Annotated in this window: 19 protein-coding genes; 7 read left to right on the top strand and 12 right to left on the bottom strand. The window is 71.3% G+C overall.

What is annotated here, in order from left to right; all coding sequences use genetic code 11:
* Nucleotides 1–71: 71 nt before the first annotated feature.
* The 8 genes from ACZ63F_RS03165 to ACZ63F_RS03130 all read right to left on the bottom strand — a co-directional run bounded on the left by ACZ63F_RS03165 (nt 72) and on the right by ACZ63F_RS03130 (nt 9037).
* On the bottom strand, nt 72–1373 hold the full coding sequence (locus ACZ63F_RS03165) for an alpha/beta fold hydrolase (protein ID WP_469708162.1): 1302 nt from the start codon (nt 1371–1373) through the stop codon (nt 72–74).
* 97 nt (nt 1374–1470) lie between these two features.
* On the bottom strand, nt 1471–2496 hold the full coding sequence (locus tag ACZ63F_RS03160) for a LacI family DNA-binding transcriptional regulator (RefSeq protein WP_469708160.1): 1026 nt from the start codon (nt 2494–2496) through the stop codon (nt 1471–1473).
* A 100-nt stretch (nt 2497–2596) separates the two neighbouring features.
* Entirely contained in the window at nt 2597–4012 is a 1416-nt protein-coding gene (locus ACZ63F_RS03155) for a BNR repeat-containing protein (protein WP_469708158.1), read from the bottom strand.
* Between the two features lie 19 nt (nt 4013–4031).
* Nucleotides 4032–4352: an L-rhamnose mutarotase gene (locus tag ACZ63F_RS03150; protein WP_469708157.1), complete on the bottom strand. Its 321-nt coding sequence runs from the start codon at nt 4350–4352 to the stop codon at nt 4032–4034.
* A 17-nt stretch (nt 4353–4369) separates the two neighbouring features.
* Complete coding sequence (gene rhaS, locus ACZ63F_RS03145; protein ID WP_469708155.1) at nt 4370–5452, bottom strand: rhamnose ABC transporter substrate-binding protein; 1083 nt, start codon at nt 5450–5452, stop codon at nt 4370–4372.
* Entirely contained in the window at nt 5445–6458 is a 1014-nt protein-coding gene (locus tag ACZ63F_RS03140) for an ABC transporter permease (protein WP_469708153.1), read from the bottom strand. Before ACZ63F_RS03140 ends, rhaS begins: the two co-directional genes overlap by 8 nt.
* Nucleotides 6451–7491, bottom strand: coding sequence for an ABC transporter permease (locus ACZ63F_RS03135; protein ID WP_469708151.1), 1041 nt, complete (start codon nt 7489–7491; stop codon nt 6451–6453). Before ACZ63F_RS03135 ends, ACZ63F_RS03140 begins: the two co-directional genes overlap by 8 nt.
* Nucleotides 7492–7519: 28 nt before the next feature.
* A complete protein-coding gene (locus ACZ63F_RS03130; RefSeq protein ID WP_469708149.1) occupies nt 7520–9037 on the bottom strand; it encodes a sugar ABC transporter ATP-binding protein in 1518 nt (505 codons plus the stop codon).
* Nucleotides 9038–9304: 267 nt separating this feature from the next.
* Between ACZ63F_RS03130 and rhaI the strand changes: the two genes are divergently transcribed.
* The 7 genes from rhaI (at nt 9305) to ACZ63F_RS03095 (ending at nt 18319) form a co-directional block, all read left to right on the top strand.
* Complete coding sequence (gene rhaI / locus ACZ63F_RS03125; protein WP_469708147.1) at nt 9305–10474, top strand: L-rhamnose isomerase; 1170 nt, start codon at nt 9305–9307, stop codon at nt 10472–10474.
* A 145-nt stretch (nt 10475–10619) separates the two neighbouring features.
* On the top strand, nt 10620–12659 hold the full coding sequence (locus ACZ63F_RS03120; protein WP_469708145.1) for a bifunctional aldolase/short-chain dehydrogenase: 2040 nt from the start codon (nt 10620–10622) through the stop codon (nt 12657–12659).
* On the top strand, nt 12656–14101 hold the full coding sequence (locus tag ACZ63F_RS03115) for a rhamnulokinase (RefSeq protein ID WP_469708144.1): 1446 nt from the start codon (nt 12656–12658) through the stop codon (nt 14099–14101). Before ACZ63F_RS03120 ends, ACZ63F_RS03115 begins: the two co-directional genes overlap by 4 nt.
* Nucleotides 14102–14222: 121 nt before the next feature.
* Nucleotides 14223–14978, top strand: coding sequence for a (Fe-S)-binding protein (locus ACZ63F_RS03110; protein WP_469708142.1), 756 nt, complete (start codon nt 14223–14225; stop codon nt 14976–14978).
* Nucleotides 14975–16477: a LutB/LldF family L-lactate oxidation iron-sulfur protein gene (locus ACZ63F_RS03105; protein WP_469708140.1), complete on the top strand. Its 1503-nt coding sequence runs from the start codon at nt 14975–14977 to the stop codon at nt 16475–16477. The genes ACZ63F_RS03110 and ACZ63F_RS03105 overlap by 4 nt, the downstream gene beginning before the upstream one ends.
* Nucleotides 16474–17142 (top strand): LutC/YkgG family protein, encoded by a 669-nt coding sequence (locus ACZ63F_RS03100; protein ID WP_469708138.1) that lies wholly within the window; start codon nt 16474–16476, stop codon nt 17140–17142. The genes ACZ63F_RS03105 and ACZ63F_RS03100 overlap by 4 nt, the downstream gene beginning before the upstream one ends.
* Before the next feature lie 22 nt (nt 17143–17164).
* Entirely contained in the window at nt 17165–18319 is a 1155-nt protein-coding gene (locus tag ACZ63F_RS03095) for an ABC transporter ATP-binding protein (protein ID WP_469708136.1), read from the top strand.
* Nucleotides 18320–18339: 20 nt separating this feature from the next.
* Here the strand turns inward: ACZ63F_RS03095 and ACZ63F_RS03090 are convergent, their stop codons facing one another.
* The 4 genes from ACZ63F_RS03090 to ACZ63F_RS03075 all read right to left on the bottom strand — a co-directional run bounded on the left by ACZ63F_RS03090 (nt 18340) and on the right by ACZ63F_RS03075 (nt 21315).
* A complete protein-coding gene (locus ACZ63F_RS03090; RefSeq protein WP_469708135.1) occupies nt 18340–18945 on the bottom strand; it encodes a hypothetical protein in 606 nt (201 codons plus the stop codon).
* An 86-nt stretch (nt 18946–19031) separates the two neighbouring features.
* Nucleotides 19032–19970 carry an ABC transporter substrate-binding protein gene (locus tag ACZ63F_RS03085; RefSeq protein WP_469708134.1) on the bottom strand — a complete coding sequence of 313 codons (939 nt, stop codon included), beginning with the start codon at nt 19968–19970 and terminating at the stop codon, nt 19032–19034.
* Nucleotides 19967–20638 (bottom strand): ABC transporter permease, encoded by a 672-nt coding sequence (locus ACZ63F_RS03080; protein ID WP_469709307.1) that lies wholly within the window; start codon nt 20636–20638, stop codon nt 19967–19969. The genes ACZ63F_RS03085 and ACZ63F_RS03080 overlap by 4 nt, the downstream gene beginning before the upstream one ends.
* The gene (locus tag ACZ63F_RS03075; protein WP_469708132.1) at nt 20635–21315 is read right to left on the bottom strand and encodes an ABC transporter permease; all 681 of its coding nucleotides are present in this window, start codon (nt 21313–21315) and stop codon (nt 20635–20637) included. The genes ACZ63F_RS03080 and ACZ63F_RS03075 overlap by 4 nt, the downstream gene beginning before the upstream one ends.
* Nucleotides 21316–21347 lie beyond the last annotated feature (32 nt).

Genomic DNA, 21347 nt, shown 5'->3' with positions numbered 1-21347 from the left:
TGTCCCCCGTTCCTCCACCGCCGCAGACTATGCGGAGCCGCCCGGCCCGCAACCGGATTACCGGCCGGGGGTCACACCTCGTCGCGGACGAGGGCGAGGAGCCGGTCCAGGACCCGGGGGGCGCCGGTGCGCAGTCCGTCGTGCTCGAACTCGTCGGTGACCCAGGTGCGCAGGCCGCGGACGGCCCGGGCGGTCGCCAGCGAGTGCCCGGCGTCGACGTACATGTCGTCGTGGTAGACGGCGGCGGCGACCGGGACCTCGTTGGCGGCCAGGCGGGCCGGGTCGTACAGCGGCTGCCAGTCGGTGCGGGCGGCGAGCAGGTCGGCCGCCGCCTTCAGGGGCCGCAGGGCCGGGTCGGTCTCGAACATCCAGGGGTGCACGGTCTCCCCGGTGAACAGCACCGGGGCGTCGCCGGCGAGCGCCTTGGCCGCGTCGAACTGCGGGAACTCGGCGCGGACCCGCTCGGCCGCCCAGTCGGTGGGGCGCGCGTCCTGGCCGTAGACCGGTTCGTGGACCAGCGCGTACAGCGGGTTGCTCGCGTACGACAGCAGGCCCTGGACCTGTTCCTGGAAGGCGTCGGAGAGTTCGGGGCCGGAGGGGGTGCGGACGAAGGCGTCCTCCAGGAGGAAGTGCAGGCGGTGGCTGCCGTCGCTCATGCCCAGCATCAGGCCGAGGGACTGGAAGGCCTCGACGGTGAGCCGGTAACCGTTCGGCAGCAGCGTCTCGTGCTCCAGGAGGTGCCCGGCGATCCGGCGGGCCCGCTCGACGTCCTGCGGGTAACGGCCGTAGTGCGCGGCGACCTTGCGCTCGATGCGCGGGTAGGCAGCGCGGTAGACGTCGTCGGCGTGCGCGTCGAGGGAGGGCAGGCCGCCGGTGATCACGGAGGTCTTGAGCCCCTCCGGGAAGAACGACAGGTAGGTGACCGTGCAGAAACCGCCGAAGCTCTGGCCCAGGGTCGTCCACGGGGCGCCGCCGGTGACCTGCGGGCGGATCGCCTCGCAGTCCCGGACGATCGAGTCCGCGCGGAAGCGGGCCAGGTAGTCGGCCTGCGCGGCCGGGCCGCCGCGCAGGGGGAGGGTCTGCCGGTTGACCGGTGTGGAGCGGCCGGTGCCGCGCTGGTCGAGGAGCAGGACGCGGTAGTCCGCGAGGGCCCGGTCGAGCCAGGCCTGGCGTCCGACGAAACGATTCGCCCCGAAACCCGGGCCGCCCTGGAGGTACAGCAGCCAGGGCAGCTCCTGGTCCGCCTTGTCGCTCGCCACCACTTCCCGGGCGTACAGCCCGAGGGTCTCACCGTCCGGGTCCGCGTGGTCGAGGGGGACGGTGAAGTGGCGGTCGGTGAGGACGACGCCGGGCTGGCGGTAGCTGAGGCTCAACGTTTCTCCCGGGACGGACGGATGGTCGCGTCCCAGTTCAGCACATGTCCGGGGCCGGTCCACCCCCGGGATCATGAATTCGTTACTGAATCACCGATCAGCGGGCCGCGAGGCTGGAGCGCCGCACCACCAGTTCCGGCTGGAGCACGACCCGGCGGTGTTCGTGAGGCGCCTGTCCCTCGCGTTCCTCGGTCTCCTCGAGGAGGAGGTCCGCGGCCATCGCGCCCATGGTGACGGCGGGCTGGCGGACGGAGGTCAGCGGTACGGCGGCCGCGGCGGCGAACTCGATGTCGTCGTAGCCGACGATCGCGAGGTCGTCCGGGACGACCACCCCGGCCGCGTACATGGCCTGGAGGACGCCGAGGGCGAGGAGGTCGTTGGCGCAGAAGACGGCGGTGGGCCGGTCGGCGAGGCCGAGCAGGCGGGCGCCCGCGTCCCGCCCGGCGGCCACGTCGAGCCGCTCGGTCGGCAGCTCGCGCAGCGCGTCGGGGCCGAGTCCGGCCTCGGCGAGGGCGTTCAGGGCGCCGGTGCGGCGGTCGCGGACCTGGTTGAGGCCGGGCGGCCCGCTGACGTAGGCGATCGAGCGGTGCCCGGCGTCGACGAGGTGGCGGACGGCCAGCGCGCCGCCGGCCACGTCGTCGACGCTGACCGAGCACTCCGTGGTGCCCTCGGCGACCCGGTCGACGAGCACGAAGGGGATGCCGTGCCGGCGGAAGGTCTCGATGTTGCGGCCGGTGGCGTCCGCCGGGGTGAGCAGGACGCCGCGCACCCGCTGTTCGGCGAAGAGCGAGAGGTACTCGGCCTCCTCACCGGCGTTCTGCGCGCTGTTGCAGACCATGACCCCGAGCCCGGCGTCCCGGGCGGCCCGCTCGGCGCCGCGGGCCACGTCAACGAAGAAGGGGTTGCCCATGTCGAGGACGAGCAGGCCCATGATCCGGCTGCGGCCCGCGCGGAGCTGGCGCGCGGACTCGCTGCGGACGTAGCCGAGCCGGTCGATCGCCGACTGCACCCGCGCCCTGGTCTCGCCGGCGACGGTGTCCGGGCGGTTGATGACGTTCGAGACCGTGCCCACCGAGACTCCGGCGGCGCGGGCGACGTCCTTGATACCCACCGACTGGGCCATCGGTCGAGACCTCCAGGAAACATGGACGGGGCCTTCACGGCACGGAAGGGCACATCCGGAAGGGCTTCACATTACGACATGACTCGCACACCGGTCCGGTTCAGGCGGGCAGGGCGAAGTCGACGACATGGAGCGGGGAGGGTGTCGTACCGCTCGACGTCTCCTGGTACATGAACGACAGCACGTTGTCGGCCTTGACCCGCAGCTCGTCGACGACGACCTCGCCGAAGGCGTTCAGGCCACTGCCGTCGTGAAGCAGCGCCCAGTCGGAGTGACCGGAGGCCTTGGACGCGCCGGCGATCCGGCCGTAGGGGAGGACGGCGTAGGCGTTGTCGTACCTGTCAAGGACCAGCTTGGTGCGCTGGCTGGAGTTCAGGGGGACCGGGATCTCGGTCTTCTGCCAGGTGCCGGCGGAGTTCTTGCGGAGGTGGAAGGCGCGGCCGTTCGCGGTGCGGTCGGCGACGTAGTCCGTGGTGCACTGGCCGAAGCGCCCGGGGACGTAGCTGATGATCGCGTGCGGGAGGCCGGCGGAGTCGGTCCACTGGCTCTCCTGGTTCATCAGGGAGTGGTCGGGGTTGAGGGAGTCGACGACCAGCCCGGAGTCGGTGACGGCGACGGTGTCCGAGCTGCCGGTGGTGGCCACCAGGGCGCCCGCGTCGTTACGCCAGGTGCGGCCGCGGTCGGTGGAGTAGACGTAGCCGGTGTCGTGGTTGGTGATGCCACCGCCGTTGCACATGACGGACGCCGACTGCTCACGCCAGGTGAAGAAGGCGTGCAGCCGCCCGCCGGCGTCGTAGTCGATGCCGTGCAGGTACATGTTGCGGGCGGTCGACGACCCGTGCGCGCTCGTGTAGGTCCCGGTGGAGCTGCTCCACTCCCCCAGCGCGGTCCAGCCGGAACCGCCGTACTCCGCAAGGGCGTTGCGGCCATTCCCGGAGACCCCCGCCCGGTAGCTGAGCTGGAGGGCGCCCTCGGGGGTCTGCACGAACTGCGGGTAGGTGAACTGCGAGGTGAGCGGCAGCCCGTCCAGCGAGGTCTGTACGGCGCCGAGGACGGCCGAGGTCCAGGGCGTGGCCGCGGGGTCGTCCAGCAGCCCGGCCACCGACTTCACGTAGAAGAAGCCGTCGCTGTGCGAGTCCATGGTGATGTGGAGCCGGCCGTCGGTCCTCGAGACTCCCATGGAGATGACGTTGTGCGAGTCGCTGGACTTCAGCTGGTGGGCGAGGGTCACGGTCGACCAGGACGAGCCGCCGAGCACCCGGCGCCCGATCACCGCGGCGCCGGTGGCGGTGTACCAGCCGGCGTACTGGTAGCCCTTGAACGTGAACAGGCCGTTCTTCTGGAAGGAGTTGTTGTTGACCAGGCCGTCGTAGGAGACGAAGTAGATCGCCTGGGCGTCGAGCCGGGTGGTCTGCTGCCGGCTCACCGACGGTCCGGGGGCGGCCGCACGGGCGGTGCCCGCGGGGGTGGCCAGGGCGCCGGCGAACGCGGCCCCGAGCACGGTACGTCTCTTCACGAGCGGCTCCTGTCGTGGTTCAGGCGAGGTGGAACACTTCGGTGAGCGGTTTCATCGCCTCGTCGGGACGGGCGCCGTCGAGGGCTTCGAAGAAGGGGCCCATCTCGGCCTGCCAGCGGGCGTTGACCTCGGTGGCCTCCATGCCCGCACGGGCGGCCTCGAAGTCCTCGGTCTCCAGGTAACCGACCAGCAGGCCGTCGTCGCGCAGGAAGAGCGAGTAGTTGTGCCAGCCGGTGGCGGAGAGCGCTTCGCGCATCTCCGGCCACACGGCGGCGTGCCGTTCGCGGTACTCGGCGAGGCGGTCCTGCCGGACCTTGAGGAGGAAACAGACGCGCTGCATCAATGCCTCCTGACGACCTAGAAGTTGAACTGGTCGATGTTCTTCGCGTCGAACACGGTCGGCTTGCCGAGGTTGATCACCCCGTCCTTGCCGATCGTGTAGGTGGTGTCACCGGCCTTGAAGGTCTCGCCCTCCTTGCCGGTGATCTGCCCGGAGACGAGCGCGACGGCGGTGCGGGCCGCGAGGTCGCCGAGCTTGGCCGGGTCCCACAGCTCGAAGCCCTCGACGGTGCCGTTCTTGACGTACTGCCGCATGTCGTTGGGCGTGCCGAGGCCGGTCAGCTTCACCTTGCCCTTGTACTTGGAACCGGACAGGTACTGGGCGGCCGCCTTGATGCCGACCGTGGTCGGGGAGATGATCCCCTTGAGGTCCGGGTACTGCTGGAGCAGGCCCTGGGTCTGCTGGAAGGACTGCTGGGCGTCGTCGTTGCCGTAGGCGATCTTGACCAGCTTGACGTTCTTGTACTTCGGGTCCTTCAGCTCCTCCTTCATGTAGTCGATCCAGGTGTTCTGGTTGGTCGCGGTCTGCGCGGCGCTCAGGATCGCGATCTGGCCCTTGTACCCGATCTGCCCGGCGAGCAACTGCACCTCGGTACGGCCGAGGTCCTCGGCGCTGGCCTGCGAGACGAAGGCGTTGCGGCAGCCGGCGTTGGTGTCGGAGTCGTAGGTGACGACCTTGATGCCGCTGCTCATGGCCTGCTTGAGCGCGGTGCACAGGGCACCTGGGTCCTGTGCCGACACGGCCATGGCGTCGACCTGCTGCTGGGTGAGTGTGTTGACGTAGCTGACCTGCCCGGAGGTGTCGGTCGCGCTGGACGGCCCGACCTCCTTGTACGTGCTGCCCAGTTCGGTGAGCGCCTTCTCGCCGCCCTTGTCGGCGGAGGTGAAGTAAGGGTTGTTGACCTGCTTGGGCAGGAACCCGACGGTGAGGCCCTTCTTGAGCGCGGCGTTCGGATCGGCCTTGGCGGTGGAGGTGGCGGCCGACGTCTCGTCACTGCCGGAGTTGTTCTTGGTGGTACCACCGCAGGCGGTGGCGGCAAGGGCAAGGGAGGACACGGCGGCGAGGGTCACACAGGCGCGCCGGAGGGACGACTTACGCATGACGGTTCCTTTTTCGAGTAACGGCTCTGGGAGCGCCCCCGTTTGGGGGCGCGGGAACAAGGGCGATCTGTCGGGCGACCCTCGGGCCAAGCACCGAGACAACCAGCAACACACCGGTCACGACGATCTGGGACTGCGCGGAGACATTCAGCAGACTCATCACGTTCTGCAACGCCCCGAGCAGGAACACCCCGGCGATCGCGCCGCCCAGCGTCCCCCTGCCCCCGTCGAAGTCGATGCCTCCGAGCAGCACCGCGGCCACCACGCTCAGTTCGAGCCCGGTCGCGTTGTCATAGCGCGCACTGGCGTAGTGCAACGCCCAGAAGATCCCGGTGAGCGAGGCCATGAACCCGGTCGCGACGAACAGGATCAGCTTGTGGCGCTTGACGCGGATGCCTGCGAACCGCGCCGCCTCCTCGCTCGCCCCCACCGCGAAGAGCGACCGCCCGAACGGGGTGGCGTGCAGCACCACCACGGCGATGACGAGCAGCACCAGGAAGGGCAGGAAGGCCCGCGGCAGGAACGTGTCGCCGAGCCGGCCCGCCGCGAAGTCCAGGTACTGCGTGGGAAAGTCGGTCACCGCGTCGGAGCCGAGCACGATCTGCGCGATGCCCCGGTAGGCCGCGAGCGTGCCGATGGTGACGGCGAGGGAGGGCAGGCCGAGGCGGGTCACCAAGAGCCCGTTGACCAGTCCGCAGGCCACGCCCAACAGCAGGCACAGCGGGATGATCGTCTCGATCGCCATGCCCTCGTTCCAGAGCCTGCCCATGACGGCGCCCGAGAGCCCGGCGGTCGACGCGACCGAGAGGTCGATCTCACCGGCCACCACCAGCAGGGTCATCGGCAGGGCGATCAGCGCGATCGGCAGGGTGTTGCCGATCAGGAACGACAGGTTGAGCGAGTTCCCGAAGCCGTCGACGAAGCCGAACGACAGCAGCAGGAGGACGATCAGCAGCGCGCCGACGACCGTGTCCCAGCGGATCGCGCGGGTCAGGGAGTCAGGCATGGCGGATGCTCCTCTTCTTCAGGGCGGAGGCCACCCGCACCGCGACGATCCGGTCGACGGCGATGGCGAGCAGCAGCAGGAAGCCGTTGATGGCGAGGACCCACACGGAGCTGACCCCGAGGGCCGGCAGCACGCTGTTGACGGAGGTGAGCAGCAGCGCGCCCAGCGCGGCGCCGTACACGCTCCCGGAACCGCCGGTGAAGACCACGCCGCCGACCACCACGGCGCTCACGACGGTGAGTTCGTAGCCGTTGCCGGTGCCGGAGTCGACGTTCCCGAACCGGGCCAGGTACATCGCCCCGGCGAGTCCCGCGAGGGCGCCGCAGAAGGTGTAGGCGGTGAGGATCCGCCTGCGGACCGGGATGCCGGCCAGCCGGGCGGCCTCGGGGTTGGAGCCGAGGGCGTACAACTCCCGTCCGCTGCCGAAGTGTTTGAGGTAGTAGGCGGTGGCGACCAGGACCGCGAGGGCGATGAGGGCCGGCCAGGGGATCGCCGACAGGCCGCCGGAGCCGAAGTCGACGAAGGAGCCGGGCAGGTCGGCGGCCGTGATCTGCCGGGAGCCGACCCAGATGGAGTCGACGCCCCGGATGATGTACAGCGTGCCGAGGGTGACGACGAGCGCGGGCACCTGACCGAGGCTGACCAGCAGGCCGTTGAGCAGTCCGCAGCCGATGCCGAGGAGCACGGCGAGCAGGATGGCGACGACCGGGTTGCCGCCGCCGTGCAGGTAGTCACCGGCGGCGAAGGCGGTGACGCCGAGGGTGGAACCGACGGACAGGTCGACGTTCCGCGTGATCACCACCAGGGACTGGCCGGTGGCGACCAGCACCAGGATGGTGGCGTTGAGCAGCAGGTCCTTGATGCCCTGCTCGGAGAGGAACTGGCTGTTGCCGGCCTGGGTGACGGCGATCATCACCAGGAAGACGACGAGGATGGCGAGTTCGCGCATCTTGAAGACGCGGTCGACGAGCCGGGTCCCGGCGGACTCGGGCGTCTCCGCGACGGGGGTCTGCTCGGAGGCGGTCACCGTCATGCGGCGGCCCTCCCCGTGGCGGTGGTCGTCATGCGGCGGCCCTCCCGGTCGCTGCGGCCATCACGGTTTCCTCGCTGGCTTCGGAGCGCGGGATGTCGGCGGTGATCCGGCCCTCGTGCATCACCAGCACGCGGTCGGCCATGCCGAGGATCTCGGGCAGGTCGGAGGAGATCATCAGAACGGCCACCCCGTCGGCGGCCAGCTCGCCCAGGAGCCGATGCACTTCGGCCTTCGTACCGACGTCGATGCCGCGGGTCGGCTCGTCGACGATCAGCACCTTCGGGCCGGTCGCGAGCCATTTGGCGAGGACGACCTTCTGCTGGTTGCCGCCGGAGAGGGTCGAGACGGCGTCGGCGATCCGGGCGTACTTCACCCGGAGCCGGACCGCCCAGTCCAGGGAGCGGCTGCGTTCGGCGCCCCGGTCGACCAGGCCCGCCCTCACGGTGGTGCGCAGTCCGGTCAGCCCGATGTTCCGCTCGATGGACATGTCCATCACGAGGCCCTGGGCGCGCCGGTCCTCGGGGACGAGGGCGAGGCCGGCGGACATCGCGACGGAGGGTGCGCCGTTGGTCAGTCGCCGTCCCCTGACCTCGACGTCACCGGCGTCCCAGCGGTCGACGCCGAACACCGCGCGGGCGACCTCGGTGCGGCCGGCGCCGACCAGACCGGCGAGGCCGACGATCTCACCGGACCGCACCTCGAAGGAGATGTCCGTGAAGACGCCCTCGCGCGTCAACCGCCGCACACTCAGGGCGACTTCGCCGGGGCTGACGTCCTGCTTGGGGTACAGCTCGTCCAGGTCCCGGCCGACCATCCGGCGGACCAGGTCGTCCTCGGTCATGCCGTCGACGAGCTCGCTGGCGATCCAGGCGCCGTCCCGGAGGGTGGTGACCCGGCGGCAGATCTGGAAGATCTCCTCCAGGCGGTGCGAGATGAACAGCACGGCGGCGCCCTGGTCGCGCAGGGTGCGGACGACACCGAAGAGGCGGGCGACCTCACTGCCGGTGAGTGCCGCCGTCGGCTCGTCCATGATCAGGACCCGGGCGTCGAAGGAGAGCGCCTTGGCGATCTCGACGATCTGCTGGTCGGCGATGGACAGGCCGCGGGCGGGGCGGTCGGGGTCGAGGGCGACGCCGAGCCGCTTCATCAGGGCGGCGGTGGCCGCGCGGGTGGCCTTGTGGTCGATTCGGCCGAGGGCGCGCCGGGGCTGACGGCCCATGAAGATGTTCTCGGCGATCGACAGGTCGGGGAAGAGCGTGGGCTCCTGGTAGATCACGGCGATTCCGGCGTCGCGGGCGTCGCCGGGACCGTGGAAGACGACGGGGCCGCCGTCGAGCAGCACCTGCCCGGCGTCCGGCCGGTGCACTCCGGCGAGCGTCTTGATCAGCGTCGACTTGCCCGCGCCGTTCTCCCCGGCGAGGGCGTGCACCTCGCCGGGGAACAGCTCCAGGGAGACGTCCCGCAGGGCGCGCACGGCACCGAAGGACTTGGAGACGTCCTTCAGCGCCAGCACCGGGGCCGGTCCCGTGTCGGACGGGTGGGTCATGGGGGCTCCTCGACGACACCGGCGAGACGGTGGGGCACCGGACCTCACGGCGTCGTGAAAGGTTTCAACTGGATTGCCGGGACCGTAGGCACCACGGGCATGTCACGTCAATGGGTCCGTGTCGAAAAAATTTCGATAGCCGTAGTCACGGCGGAGTCACGGGGGACGGGGTTGGCCGTAGCGCTTGACACCCCTGCGAGAGGCTCATACTTTGCGGTTCTGAATCGTTTCACCACCTAGTTGTTCCGATCCCCCAGGAGCCCCGAAGTGACCGACCTCGCCGCGGTGAAGGCCGCGCTGAAGACCCAGGCCGTCGAAACGCCGTCGTGGGCGTACGGAAACTCGGGGACGCGCTTCAAGGTGTTCGCCCAGCAGGGCGTGCCACGCTCGCCGAAGGAGAAGGTGGACGACGCCGCGCAGGTCCACGCCGTGACCGGGGTCGCGCCGACGGTCGCGTTGCACATCCCGTGGGACAAGGTGGACGCACCCGACGGATACGCCGGCCTGGCCAAGCACGCCGAGGAGCGGGGCCTGCGGCTGGGGGCGATCAACTCCAACACCTTCCAGGACGACGACTACAAGCTGGGCAGCATCTGCCACCCGGACGCGGCGGTGCGCCGCAAGGCCGTCGGCCATCTGCTGGAGTGCGTCGACATCATGGACGCGACGGGGTCGAAGGACCTCAAGCTGTGGTTCGCCGACGGCACCAACTACCCGGGTCAGGACGACATCCGGGCCCGGCAGGACCGGCTGGCCGAGGGGCTGGCCGAGGTGTACGCGCGGCTGGGCGAGGGGCAGCGGATGCTGCTGGAGTACAAGCTCTTCGAGCCGTCCTTCTACACGACCGACGTGCCGGACTGGGGAACGGCGTACGCGCACTGCCTGAAACTGGGGCCGAAGGCACAGGTCGTGGTCGACACCGGCCACCACGCTCCGGGCACCAACATCGAGTTCATCGTCGCCACGCTGCTGCGGGAGGGGAAGCTCGGCGGGTTCGACTTCAACTCGCGGTTCTACGCGGACGACGACCTCATGGTGGGGGCCGCGGACCCGTTCCAGCTCTTCCGGATCATGTACGAGGTGGTGCGGGGCGGTGGGTTCACCGCCGACGTCGCCTTCATGCTCGACCAGTGCCACAACATCGAGGCGAAGATCCCGGCGATCATCCGGTCGGTGATGAACGTGCAGGAGGCGACGGCGAAGGCGTTGCTGGTGGACCGCGACGCGCTGACCGCGGCCCAGCGGGCCGGGGACGTACTGGAGGCGAACGCGGTGCTCATGGACGCGTATGACACGGATGTGAGGCCGTTGTTGCGTGAGGTGCGGGACGAGATGGGACTGGACCCCGACCCGCTTGCGGCGTACCGGCGGTCGGGGTGGGCCGAGAAGATCGTTTCTGAGCGGGTGGGCGGGCAGCAGGCGGGGTGGGGTGCGTAAGCGTCTGCGCTGAACTGTTTCGTCGCGGACTGCGGGCCGTATGTGGCTGGTCGCGCAGTTCCTCCCCCGGCCTTCGGCTGGGGTACCCCCAGCGCCCCTGAGAGGCGCACCGCACACACGCTCTTTCGAAGACTTGGGAAGTCCGATGACCGCACACCCCGAAGCCGCCGCCCTCCTCTCCCGTTCGCATCGCCTCGGCGCCGACCCCCGCAACACCAACTACGCCGGCGGCAACACGTCCGCCAAGGGCACTGCCACCGACCCCGTCACCGGAGGTGATGTCGAGCTGATGTGGGTGAAGGGGTCCGGTGGGGATCTCGGGACGCTCGGCGAGGGCGGGCTCGCCGTGTTGCGGCTGGACCGCTTGCGGGCGCTCGCCGGGGTGTATCCGGGGGTCGACCGCGAGGACGAGATGGTCGCCGCCTTCGACTACTGCCTGCACGGCAAGGGCGGGGCCGCGCCCTCCATCGACACCGCCATGCACGGACTCGTCGACGCGCCGCACGTGGACCATCTGCACCCGGACTCCGGGATCGCGCTCGCCTGTGCGGCGGACGGGGAGAAGCTGACCGCCGAGTGTTTCGGGGACAGCGTGGTGTGGGTGCCGTGGCGGCGGCCGGGGTTCCAGCTGGGGCTGGACATCGCCGCGATCAAGGCCGCCAACCCGCGGGCGATCGGCTGCGTCCTCGGCGGGCACGGCATCACCGCCTGGGGCGACAGCTCCGAGGAGTGCGAGCGGAACTCGCTGCACATCATCCGCACCGCCGAGACGTTCCTGGCGGAGCGCGGGAAGGCGGAACCCTTCGGGCCCGTCGTCGAGGGGTACGGCGCGCTGCCGCAGGACGAGCGGCGGGAGCGGGCCGCGGCCCTCGCACCGTACATCAGGGCCCTTGCCTCCCAGGACCGGGCGCAGGTCGGGCACTTCACCGACTCCGAGGTCGTCCTCGACTTCCTCGCCCGGGCCGAGCACCCTCGGCTCGCGGCACTCGGGACCTCGTGTCCGGATCACTTCCTGCGGACGAAGGTACGGCCGCTCGTGCTCGACCTGCCGCCGGCCGTACCGGTGGCGGAGGCGGTCGCCCGGCTGCGCGAGCTGCACGCCGAGTACCGCGAGGAGTACGCCGCCTACTACCGGCGGCACGCCGACGCGGACTCCCCCGCCATGCGCGGCGCCGACCCCGCGATCGTGCTCGTGCCCGGCGTCGGCATGTTCAGCTTCGGCAGGGACAAGCAGACCGCCCGGGTCGCGGGCGAGTTCTACGTCAACGCCGTCAACGTGATGCGCGGCGCCGAAGCCGTTTCGGCGTATGCGCCGATCGAGGAGTCGGAGAAGTTCCGGATCGAGTACTGGGCGCTGGAGGAGGCCAAGCTCCGGCGGATGCCGAGGCCGAAGGCGCTCGCGACCCGGGTGGCGCTCGTGACGGGGGCCGGGAGCGGGATCGGGAAGGCGATCGCGCACCGGCTCGCGGCCGAGGGGGCCTGTGTCGTCGTCGCCGATCTCGACGCCGAGAGCGCGGCCGCGGTGACGGAGGAGCTCGGCGGGGCCGACAGGGCCGTCGCGGTCACCGTCGACGTGACGGACGAGGAGCAGATCGTCGCCGCCTTCCGGGCCGCCGTACTGGCCTTCGGCGGGGTCGACCTCGTCGTCAACAACGCCGGGATCTCCATCTCCAAGCCGCTGCTGGAGACCTCGGCGAGGGACTGGGACCTCCAGCACGACGTCATGGCCCGCGGTTCCTTCCTGGTGTCGCGGGAGGCGGCGCGGGTGATGACCGCGCAGGAGATGGGCGGTGACATCGTCTACATCGCGTCGAAGAACGCCGTGTTCGCCGGCCCGAACAACATCGCCTACTCGGCGACGAAGGCGGACCAGGCGCACCAGGTGCGGTTGCTGGCCGCCGAGTTGGGTGAGCACGGGATCCGGGTGAACGGGGTCAACCCCGACGGTGTGGTGCGCGGGTCGGGGATCTTCGCCGGGGGGTGGGGGGCACAGCGGGCCGCCGTGTACGGGGTGGAGGAGTCCAAGCTCGGCGAGTTCTACGCGCAGCGGACCATCCTCAAGCGTGAGGTGCTGCCCGAGCACGTGGCGAACGCGGTGTTCGCGCTGACGGGCGGCGAACTCACCCACACCACCGGGCTGCACGTGCCCGTCGACGCGGGTGTGGCGGCCGCGTTCCTGCGATGAGCTCGCCGAGGGCGTACGCGGCGGTCGACCTGGGCGCGTCCAGCGGGCGGGTCATGGTCGGGCGGGTGGGCCCGGACTCGCTGGAGCTGGCCGAGGCGCACCGGTTCGCGAACCGGCCGGTGCGGGTGCCGGAGGGGCTGCGCTGGGACGTGCTCGGCCTGTACGCCGGGGTGTTGGACGGTCTGCGGGCCGCAGGGCAGGTGGATTCCGTCGGCGTCGACAGCTGGGCCGTCGACTACGGTCTGCTGGACGCGGACGGGGCCCTGCTCGGCAACCCGGTGCACTACCGGGACGCGCGGACCGAGGGGATCGCCGAGCAGGTGTGGGCGAGGGTGCCGGCGGCCGAGCTGTACGCCCGCACCGGGCTCCAGTACGCGCCCTTCAACACCCTCTACCAGCTGGTGGCGGCGCGGTCGAGTGCCCAGTTCGCGCATGCCGAGCGGCTGTTGCTCGTCCCGGACCTGCTGTCGTACTGGCTGACCGGCGAGCAGGGCACCGAGCTGACCAACGCCTCCACCACCCAGCTGATCGACCCCATGACGCGCGCGTGGTCGTACGAGATCGCGGACCGGCTGGGGATCGACCTCGGGCTGTTCGCGCCGCTGCGGCGGCCCGGGGATCCCGCCGGAGTGCTGCGGCCCGAGGTGCTGGAGGAGACGGGGCTGACCGGGCCGGTGCCGGTGACCGCCGTCGGCTCGCACGACACGGCGTCGGCGGTCGCCGCCGTACCGGCGCTCGGTGAACGGTTCGCCTACATCTGCACCGGCACCTGGTCGCTGGCCGGACTGGAGCTGACGGCTCCCGTCCTGACCGAGGAGAGCCGGGCCGCCAACTTCACCAACGAGCTCGGACTCGACGGCACGGTCCGCTATCTGCGCAACATCATGGGGCTGTGGCTGCTCCAGGAGTGCGTACGGGCCTGGGGCGACCCGGAGCTGGACGGGCTGCTGCGGGAGGCGGCCGGGGTGCCGGCGCTGCGGTCGGTGGTGGACGCGGGGGATGCCGCGTTCCTGGCACCCGGGCGGATGCCGGAGCGGATCGCCGAGGCGTGCCGGGTCTCCGGGCAGCCGGTGCCGCGGACGCCCGGTGAGATCACCCGCTGCATCCTCGACTCGCTTGCGCTGGCCCACCGGCGGGCGGTCGCGGATGCGCAGCGGCTCGCCGGCCATCCGGTGGACACCGTGTACCTGGTGGGCGGCGGCACCCGCAACGCGCTGCTCTGCCAGCTCACCGCCGACGCCTGCGGGCTGCCGGTGGTGGCGGGGCCCGCGGAGGCGGCCGCGCTCGGGAACGTGCTGGTCCAGGCCCGCGCGCACGGTGTCGTGGGCGACCTGGCCGACATGCGGCGGCTGCTCACCCGCACCCAGCCGCTGACCCGGTACGTGCCCCGCGGCGGCACCGCTTGCTGGGAGGCGGCCCAGGCACGGCCGGCCACCGGATGACGAGCCGCCGCCAGGATGTCCGGCGGCGTCTTACGACCCGCCGCACCGTGACCGGGTCTCCCGCTGATCGAATCGGCCCATTAGGCTGCACTCATCCGATGACCGACCTCTAGGAGCCGCGATGCGTGTCGCCCTCTTCCTGACCTGCGTCAACGACACGCTCTATCCGGAAACCGGCCGCGCCGTGGTGAAACTCCTGACCAGGCTGGGAGTCCAGGTCGATTTCCCGATGGCGCAGACCTGCTGCGGGCAGGCCCACTACAACACCGGGTACCGCCATGAGGCGGAGCCGCTGGCCCGGCATTTCTCCGATGTCTTCGGTGAGTACGAGGCGATCGTGACCCCGTCCGGGTCCTGCGGCGCGATGGTGCGGGAGCTGTATCCGCGGATGGGCGAACGGGCCCGGGCGGAGGGGCGCGGGGACGGGCTGGCGGCGGCGCTGGCGCCGGTGGTGCCGAAGACCTACGAGCTGACGGAGTTTCTGGTGGACGTCCTGGGGGTGACGGACGTCGGGGCATATTATCCGCACTATGTCACATACCACCCGACCTGCCACGGGCTGCGGAGTCTGGGTCTCGGCGACCGTCCCCGCCGCCTCCTCCAGGCCGTCAGGGGCCTGGAGCTGGTGGAGCTGCCGGGCGCCGAGGAGTGCTGCGGGTTCGGCGGCACGTTCGCGGTGAAGAACTCCGACGTCTCGGCGGCGATGGGCACGGACAAGGTGCGCAACGCCGAGTCGACCGGCGCGGAGGTGCTGTGCGCGGCCGACAACTCCTGCCTCATGCACATCGGCGGCACCATGACCCGGCTCGGCAGCGGGCTGCGGCCGGTGCACATCGCGGAGATCCTGGCGAGCACCGAGGAGGACCCGGCCGCATGAGCGGGACGTTCGTAGGGATGCCCGGGTTTCCCCCGGCCACCCATCCGGCCTTCCCGAAGGCCGCGCACGAGGCCGTCAACAACCCCGTCCTGCGCGGGAACCTGCGCCATGCCACGCACACCATCCGCGCCAAGCGGGCCAAGGCGGTGGCCGAGGTGTCCGACTGGGCAGCGCTGCGCGAGGCGGGCAAGCAGATCAAGGACCACACCCTCCGTCATCTCGACCGCTATCTGGTCCAGTTGGAGGAGTCGGTGACGGCGGCGGGCGGTACGGTCCACTGGGCCGCCGACGCCGACGAGGCGAACCGGATCGTCGCCGCACTGGTCAGGGAGACCGGCGAGCCGGAGGTCGTGAAGGTCAAGTCGATGGCCACCCAGGAGATCGGCCTGAACGAGGCGCTGGAAGCCGAGGGCATCCGGGCCTACGAGACCGATCTCGCCGAGCTGATCGTGCAGTTGGGTCACGACCGGCCCTCACACATCCTGGTCCCCGCCATCCACCGCAACCGGGCGGAGATCAGGGACATCTTCCGCAGCCAGATGGGCGAGTGGGGGCGCCCCGCACCCGAGGGTCTCACCGACACCCCGGCCGAACTCGCCGAGGCGGCCCGGCTCCACCTGCGCGAGAAGTTCCTGCGCGCGAAGGTCGGCATCTCCGGCGCGAACTTCATGGTCGCCGAGACCGGCACCCTGGTCGTCGTCGAGTCCGAGGGCAACGGGCGGATGTGCCTCACCCTCCCGGAGACGCTGATCTCGGTCGTCGGCATCGAGAAGATCGTGCCGACCTGGCAGGACCTGGAGGTCTTCCTGCAGACCCTCCCCCGCTCCTCCACCGCCGAGCGGATGAACCCGTACACCTCGACGTGGACCGGCACCACCGACGGCGACGGACCGCGGACCTTCCACCTCGTCCTCCTGGACAACGGCCGCACCGACACCCTCGCCGACGAGGTGGGCCGGCAGGCCCTGCGCTGCATCCGCTGCTCGGCCTGCCTCAACGTCTGCCCGGTCTACGAGCGGGCGGGCGGCCACGCCTACGGCTCGGTCTACCCCGGCCCGATCGGCGCCATCCTCAGCCCCCAGTTGCGGGACACCGGGAGCGAGATCGACGCCTCCCTGCCGTACGCCTCGTCCCTGTGCGGGGCCTGCTACGAGGTCTGTCCGGTCGCCATCGACATCCCGGAGGTCCTTGTGCACCTGCGCGAGCGGGTCGTCGAGGGCGGCGAGGCGGTCCGGGGCGGCAACAAAGTGCTGCTCAAGCCGGCCAAGGGGCACGCGGCCGAGCGGGCGGCGATGCGGGCGGCCCGCTGGGCGTTCTCCCACCCGGCCGCCCTGCGCACCGGCCAGCGGCTCGCCTCCCGCAGCCGCCGGCTGCATCCCCGTACCCTGCCGGGTCCCGGCCGGGCCTGGACCGGGACCCGGGACCTGCCGGCTGTACCGGCGGAGCCGTTCCGGGACTGGTGGCAGCGGACCGGCGGCGGAAAGGACGGCGCGAAGTGAGCAGCAGGGAGCGGATCCTGGGCCGGGTGCGGCGGGCGCTGGCCGAGGTGCGGGACGAGGACACGCCGGTCGAGCGGGCGTACTTGCGCGAGCACGGGGAGCGCAGCGTCGCGGAGACGGTGGACCTGCTCGCCGAGAACCTGGCGGACTACCGGGCGCGCGTGCACCGGTGCACGGAGGACGAACTGGCGGCAGTGATCGGGCGGCTGGTCGCCGAGCACGGTTCGAGCTCGGTGGCCGTGCCCACCGGGCTCCCTCCGGAGTGGCTCGCGTCGACCGGCGCCGAGCAGGTCGCGGACCGGGCCGGGAGCACCCCGCACGAACTCGACCGGGTCGGCAGTGTGGTCACCGGCTGTGCGGTGGCGGTCGCCGAGACCGGGACGATCGTGCTGGACGGCGGCCCCGACCAGGGCCGCCGCCGGATCACCCTCGTGCCCGATCACCACATCTGTGTCGTGCGGGTCCCGGACCAGGTGGTGTCGTCCGTGCCGCAGGCCCTCGAACGGCTCGACCCGGCCCGCCCGTTGACCTGGATCTCCGGCCCCTCCGCGACCAGTGACATCGAACTGGACCGGGTCGAGGGGGTGCACGGTCCACGCACCCTGGAGGTGGTGCTCGTCGGCAGCGGCTCGCAGGGCACCGAGGCCGGTACGGGCGGATCGTGACGGTCGCGGTTAACGTGAGGGAATGATCCGGTTCGAGCAGGTCACCAAGCGGTACGCGGACGGGACGACCGCGGTCGACGGGCTCTCCTTCGAGGTGGCCGCGGGTGAACTCGTCACGCTCGTCGGGCCCTCCGGCTGCGGCAAGACCACGACGATGATGATGGTCAACCGGCTCATCGAACCGACGTCGGGCCGGATCCTCGTCGACGGCGAGGACGTCGCGGGCGTCGACCCGGTGCGGCTGCGGCGCCGGATCGGCTATGTCATCCAGCAGGTGGGCCTGTTCCCGCACCGCACGGTCCTCGACAACACCGCGACCGTCCCGGCCCTGCTCGGCTGGCGACGGGACCGGGCCCGGGCCCGCGCCGCCGAACTGCTCGACCTCGTGGGCCTGGACCCGACGACGTACGGGCCGCGCTACCCGGACCAGCTCTCCGGCGGCCAGCGGCAGCGCGTCGGCGTGGCCCGGGCGCTCGCCGCCGATCCGCCGGTGCTGCTCATGGACGAGCCGTTCGGCGCGGTCGACCCGGTGGTGCGCGAGCAGTTGCAGGACGAGTTCCTCCGGATGCAGGCCGCGGTCCGCAAGACGGTGCTGCTGGTCACGCACGACATCGAGGAGGCGGTGCGGCTCGGCGACCGGATCGCGGTGTACGGGCAGGGCCGGATCGAGCAGTTCGACACTCCGGGTGCGGTACTGGGCAGGCCTGCCACGCCGTACGTGGCCGGGTTCGTGGGTGCGGACCGGGGGCTGAAGCGGCTCTCGGTGACCGACATCGAGCCGGACGACCTGGAGCAGCCGCCGGTCGTCCGGCTGGGCGAGTCCGCCGAGGGTGCCGCGGCACGGCTGCGGGCCGGGGGTGCCCGGTGGGCGGTGGTCCTGGACCCGGACGGCGACCTGCACGGCTGGGTCGGCCGGGACGAGCTGGCCGCGGGCGGCACGATCGACGGGCTCGCCCACCGGATGACGGCGTGGGTGCCGGTGGGCGCCCCGCTGAAGCAGGCGTTCGGTGTGATGCTCCAGTACGACGCCGGGTGGGTCGCGGTACTGGACGGTTCGCGTTTCCTCGGTGTCCTCACCCCCGCCAAGCTGCACGAGGCGCTGCGCCGCTCGGTGGACGCGGACGCACGCGGCGTCCCGCGCGGCCAGGTGCCGTTCGACTCGGTCCCCGACGCCTGACCCGCGCAGCCCGCTGTCCGTCAGCAGTACGTCATCGGGCAGCCGCGGCGCAGCGAGTGCTGGGCGGCCCGCAGGTACAGCGCGACGTAGAAGGCGGTGTCCAGGTCCTCGCCCCACGGGCCGGGGCGGGATGCGGCCGTCTCCTTCGCCTGCCCCTCCAGGAACCACATGGTCAGATCGAGGTTGTCGCAGGCCTCCGGTATCGCCTCGACGGGAAGTCCGGTCACCGCCGCGAGCCGCTGCGCGAGGGCGAGCACCTCGGGCGCACCGGCGACCACCGTGTCGTCGGTGTAGGCGGACTCGACGGGCAGCCGTATCTCCTCGTCGAGCGAGAAGGGCACCAGCACCGACCAGCCCAGCAGCAGCTCCCCCTCCCGTGGCGACAGGTGCTCCCGGCACAGTGCGGCGAAACCGTCCATGGCCGGTACCAGCTTCTCCTCGAACGACAGTCCCGAGCCGCGCACGAAGGCCGCCGCCTCGGGCACCGACTCGTACGGTGCCAGCCCGCGCCGCCGCAGCTCGTCGTTGAGGGCCGAGGCGAGGGCGCCCCTGCCGCCCTCGGTCTCGTGCTCGTCGTCGCCCTCGAGCCACTCCTGCGCGCCGACACTCACCAGATAGATCCCCATGCCCCGAACGTACCGCCCGCCACTGACAACGGGCCCGGGCATCGCGCTGCCGGGGATCGCACTGCCGGGCGTCACGGCAGCGGCCGTCACTTCAGCAGGCCCTTGTCCCGCAGACAGGTCCGGGCCACGTCCTGGGCCAGCCGCCGCCAGCTGTCGACCTGCCGGTTCATCGAGGCCAGATCGGCCGTCGTCAGGACGTCGTTGAGCTTGCCGAGCGCCTTGGTGACGCGCTCGCTGCCGGCCCGCGCACGGTTGACGACCGGGACGACGTAGTCGGCGTTCTGCAGATGCCTGTCGTCGGTGAGGAGGACCAGCCCGAACTGGTCGAGGGTCGCGTCGGTGGTCGTGGTCAGCACCATCTGGTCCTGCCCGCTCTGCACGGCCCGCTTGGCCTGGGTGGTGCCGACGCCCTTGGGGTCGATGCCGGTGATGTCGATGCCGTAGACCTTCTTCAGCCCCGGTTCGCAGTACGGCCGTTGCACGCATTCGTCGCCCGCCGCGAGCCGGACCTTCAGACCCGAGGCGCCGAGGTCGCTGAGCGTCCTGAGGTGGTGCCGGCGGGCGTAGGCGGCGGTGACCGCGAAGGCGTTCTGGTCCACCGCCCGCCCCGGATCGAGGACGGTGAGGCCGCGAGGGGTGGCGAGGCGGCGCAGTGCCCGCATGGTGGTGGTGAGGTCCGGGGAGCCCACGGGGGGCGCGTCGGGGCCGTTGGTCTTGGCGTTGAGCCAGTCGGCGAAGGTGGCCGCGTATTCGGGGACCACGTCGATCTGGCCGGACTCCAGGGCGGGTTCGTAGAGCTCGCGGTTGGCGACCGTGAGGAGGGAGGTCTTGTACCCGGCCCGGTTCAGGAGCTGGGCGTACATCTGGGCCAGCAGGTCGCTCTCGGTGAATCCGGCGGAGCCGATGGTCAGGTGTCTGCTGTCGCCCGGGGGTGCGGTGACCTCACCGCGGTCCTCCAGGGAGGGTCCGGTGGTGCAGGCGGTGAGGGCGAGGAGTACGGCGGCGGCCGCCGCGCGGAGTCTCACGGCGCACCCCGCAGCCAGACCGGGGCGAGGCGCTCGGCGAGTTCGAAGACCCCCTCGACGATCAGCGCGAAGACGGCGACCAGGATCGCCCCGGCGACGACCATGGGTGTGCTGGCCAGGTTGAATCCGGCGGTGATGATCCGGCCGAGTCCCCCGCCGCCGGCGAGCGCGGCGATGGTGGCCGTGGCGACGAGCTGGACGGCGGCGATCCGCACCCCGTTGAGGACCATGGGGAGCGAAAGGGGCAGTTCCACGTGAAACAGCACCTGTCGCCCGGTCATCCCCATCCCCCGGGCCACCTGCACGATGTTCCGGTCGACCTCGCGCATGCCGACGTAGGCGTTGGTGAGCAGGGGCGGCACGGCGAACAGCACCAGGGCGACCACGGTGGGCCCCTCGCCCCACCTGCCGATCGGGGTGAGCAGGAGCAGTACCAGGACGGCGAAGGTGGGGACGGCCCGGCCGACGTTGGAGATGTTCACGGCGAGCGCGCCGCCCCTGCCGAGGTGGCCGAGGACCAGTGCGACCGGGAGCGCGATCAGGCAGCTGATGACCAGGCAGACGACGGTGAGGGCGAGGTGCTGGAGCAGCCGGTGGCCGATGCCGTCGTCACCGGACCAGTGCGTGGAGTCGGTGAGCCACGCCCAGGCGTCGGTGAGCGCCTTCACGTGCGGGCCGCCCGCGTCCACGGGGTGAGCAGTCGCTGTACCCCGAGCAGCAGCAGGTCGGCGGCGACCGCGATCAGCACGCAGAGCACGGAGGCGGTGAGGACCTGGGCCTTGAAGTAGGTGTTCATGCCGGCGTAGATCAGGTTGCCGAGCCCGCCGAAGCCGACGATCGCGCCGACGGTGACCAGGGAGACCGCGGAGACGGTGGCGATGCGCAGGCCCGCCATCGCGGCGGGCAGGGCGAGGGGCAGTTCGACGGTGAGCAGGAGGCGCATCGGGCCGTAGCCCAGGCCGCGGGCGGCCTGCCGGGTCTCCTCGGGGACGGCGCGCAGGCCCGCGAGGATGTTGCGGACGAGCAGGGTGAGCGAATAGAGCACCAGGCCGGCGACGACGAGGGTGGCCGAGAGCCCGTACAGGGGCAGGAGCAGGGAGAACATCGCCAGGGACGGGATGGTGTACAGGATGGTCGTGATGCCGAGGACGGGTCCGGCCGACCAGCGCCGGCGGCGGGCGAGCAGGGCCAGCGGGACGGCGACGACGAGGGCGACGAGCACCGAGACCACGGTGAGCCGGAGGTGCTGGCCGACGGCATCGAGGAGGATCTGGCGGCGGCTGGTCAGATAGGCGCCGCAGATCCACTCGTTGCGCGCGAGGCAGTCGTTCGGGGGCGCGGTCACGCCTCCATTGCACCGGGCGGGCGACCGGCCCG

It is taken from the genome of Streptomyces sp. NPDC104761 (genome assembly GCF_055583445.1).
Note: the sequence above shows the minus strand (reverse complement) of the source record. Positions and strands in the feature narration are given on the sequence as shown.

Bases quoted from the DNA above. Each gene is read 5' to 3' on its own strand.
- ACZ63F_RS03160 (WP_469708160.1), bottom strand. From the start codon at position 2,496: ATGGCCCAGTCGGTGGGTATCAAGGACGTCGCCCGCGCCGCCGGAGTC.
- ACZ63F_RS03150 (WP_469708157.1), bottom strand. From the start codon at position 4,352: ATGCAGCGCGTCTGTTTCCTCCTCAAGGTCCGGCAGGACCGCCTCGCC.
- rhaS (WP_469708155.1), bottom strand. From the start codon at position 5,452: ATGCGTAAGTCGTCCCTCCGGCGCGCCTGTGTGACCCTCGCCGCCGTG.
- ACZ63F_RS03140 (WP_469708153.1), bottom strand. From the start codon at position 6,458: ATGCCTGACTCCCTGACCCGCGCGATCCGCTGGGACACGGTCGTCGGC.
- ACZ63F_RS03135 (WP_469708151.1), bottom strand. From the start codon at position 7,491: ATGACGGTGACCGCCTCCGAGCAGACCCCCGTCGCGGAGACGCCCGAG.
- ACZ63F_RS03130 (WP_469708149.1), bottom strand. From the start codon at position 9,037: ATGACCCACCCGTCCGACACGGGACCGGCCCCGGTGCTGGCGCTGAAG.
- ACZ63F_RS03120 (WP_469708145.1), top strand. From the start codon at position 10,620: ATGACCGCACACCCCGAAGCCGCCGCCCTCCTCTCCCGTTCGCATCGC.
- ACZ63F_RS03115 (WP_469708144.1), top strand. From the start codon at position 12,656: ATGAGCTCGCCGAGGGCGTACGCGGCGGTCGACCTGGGCGCGTCCAGC.
- ACZ63F_RS03110 (WP_469708142.1), top strand. From the start codon at position 14,223: ATGCGTGTCGCCCTCTTCCTGACCTGCGTCAACGACACGCTCTATCCG.
- ACZ63F_RS03105 (WP_469708140.1), top strand. From the start codon at position 14,975: ATGAGCGGGACGTTCGTAGGGATGCCCGGGTTTCCCCCGGCCACCCAT.
- ACZ63F_RS03095 (WP_469708136.1), top strand. From the start codon at position 17,165: ATGATCCGGTTCGAGCAGGTCACCAAGCGGTACGCGGACGGGACGACC.
- ACZ63F_RS03090 (WP_469708135.1), bottom strand. From the start codon at position 18,945: ATGGGGATCTATCTGGTGAGTGTCGGCGCGCAGGAGTGGCTCGAGGGC.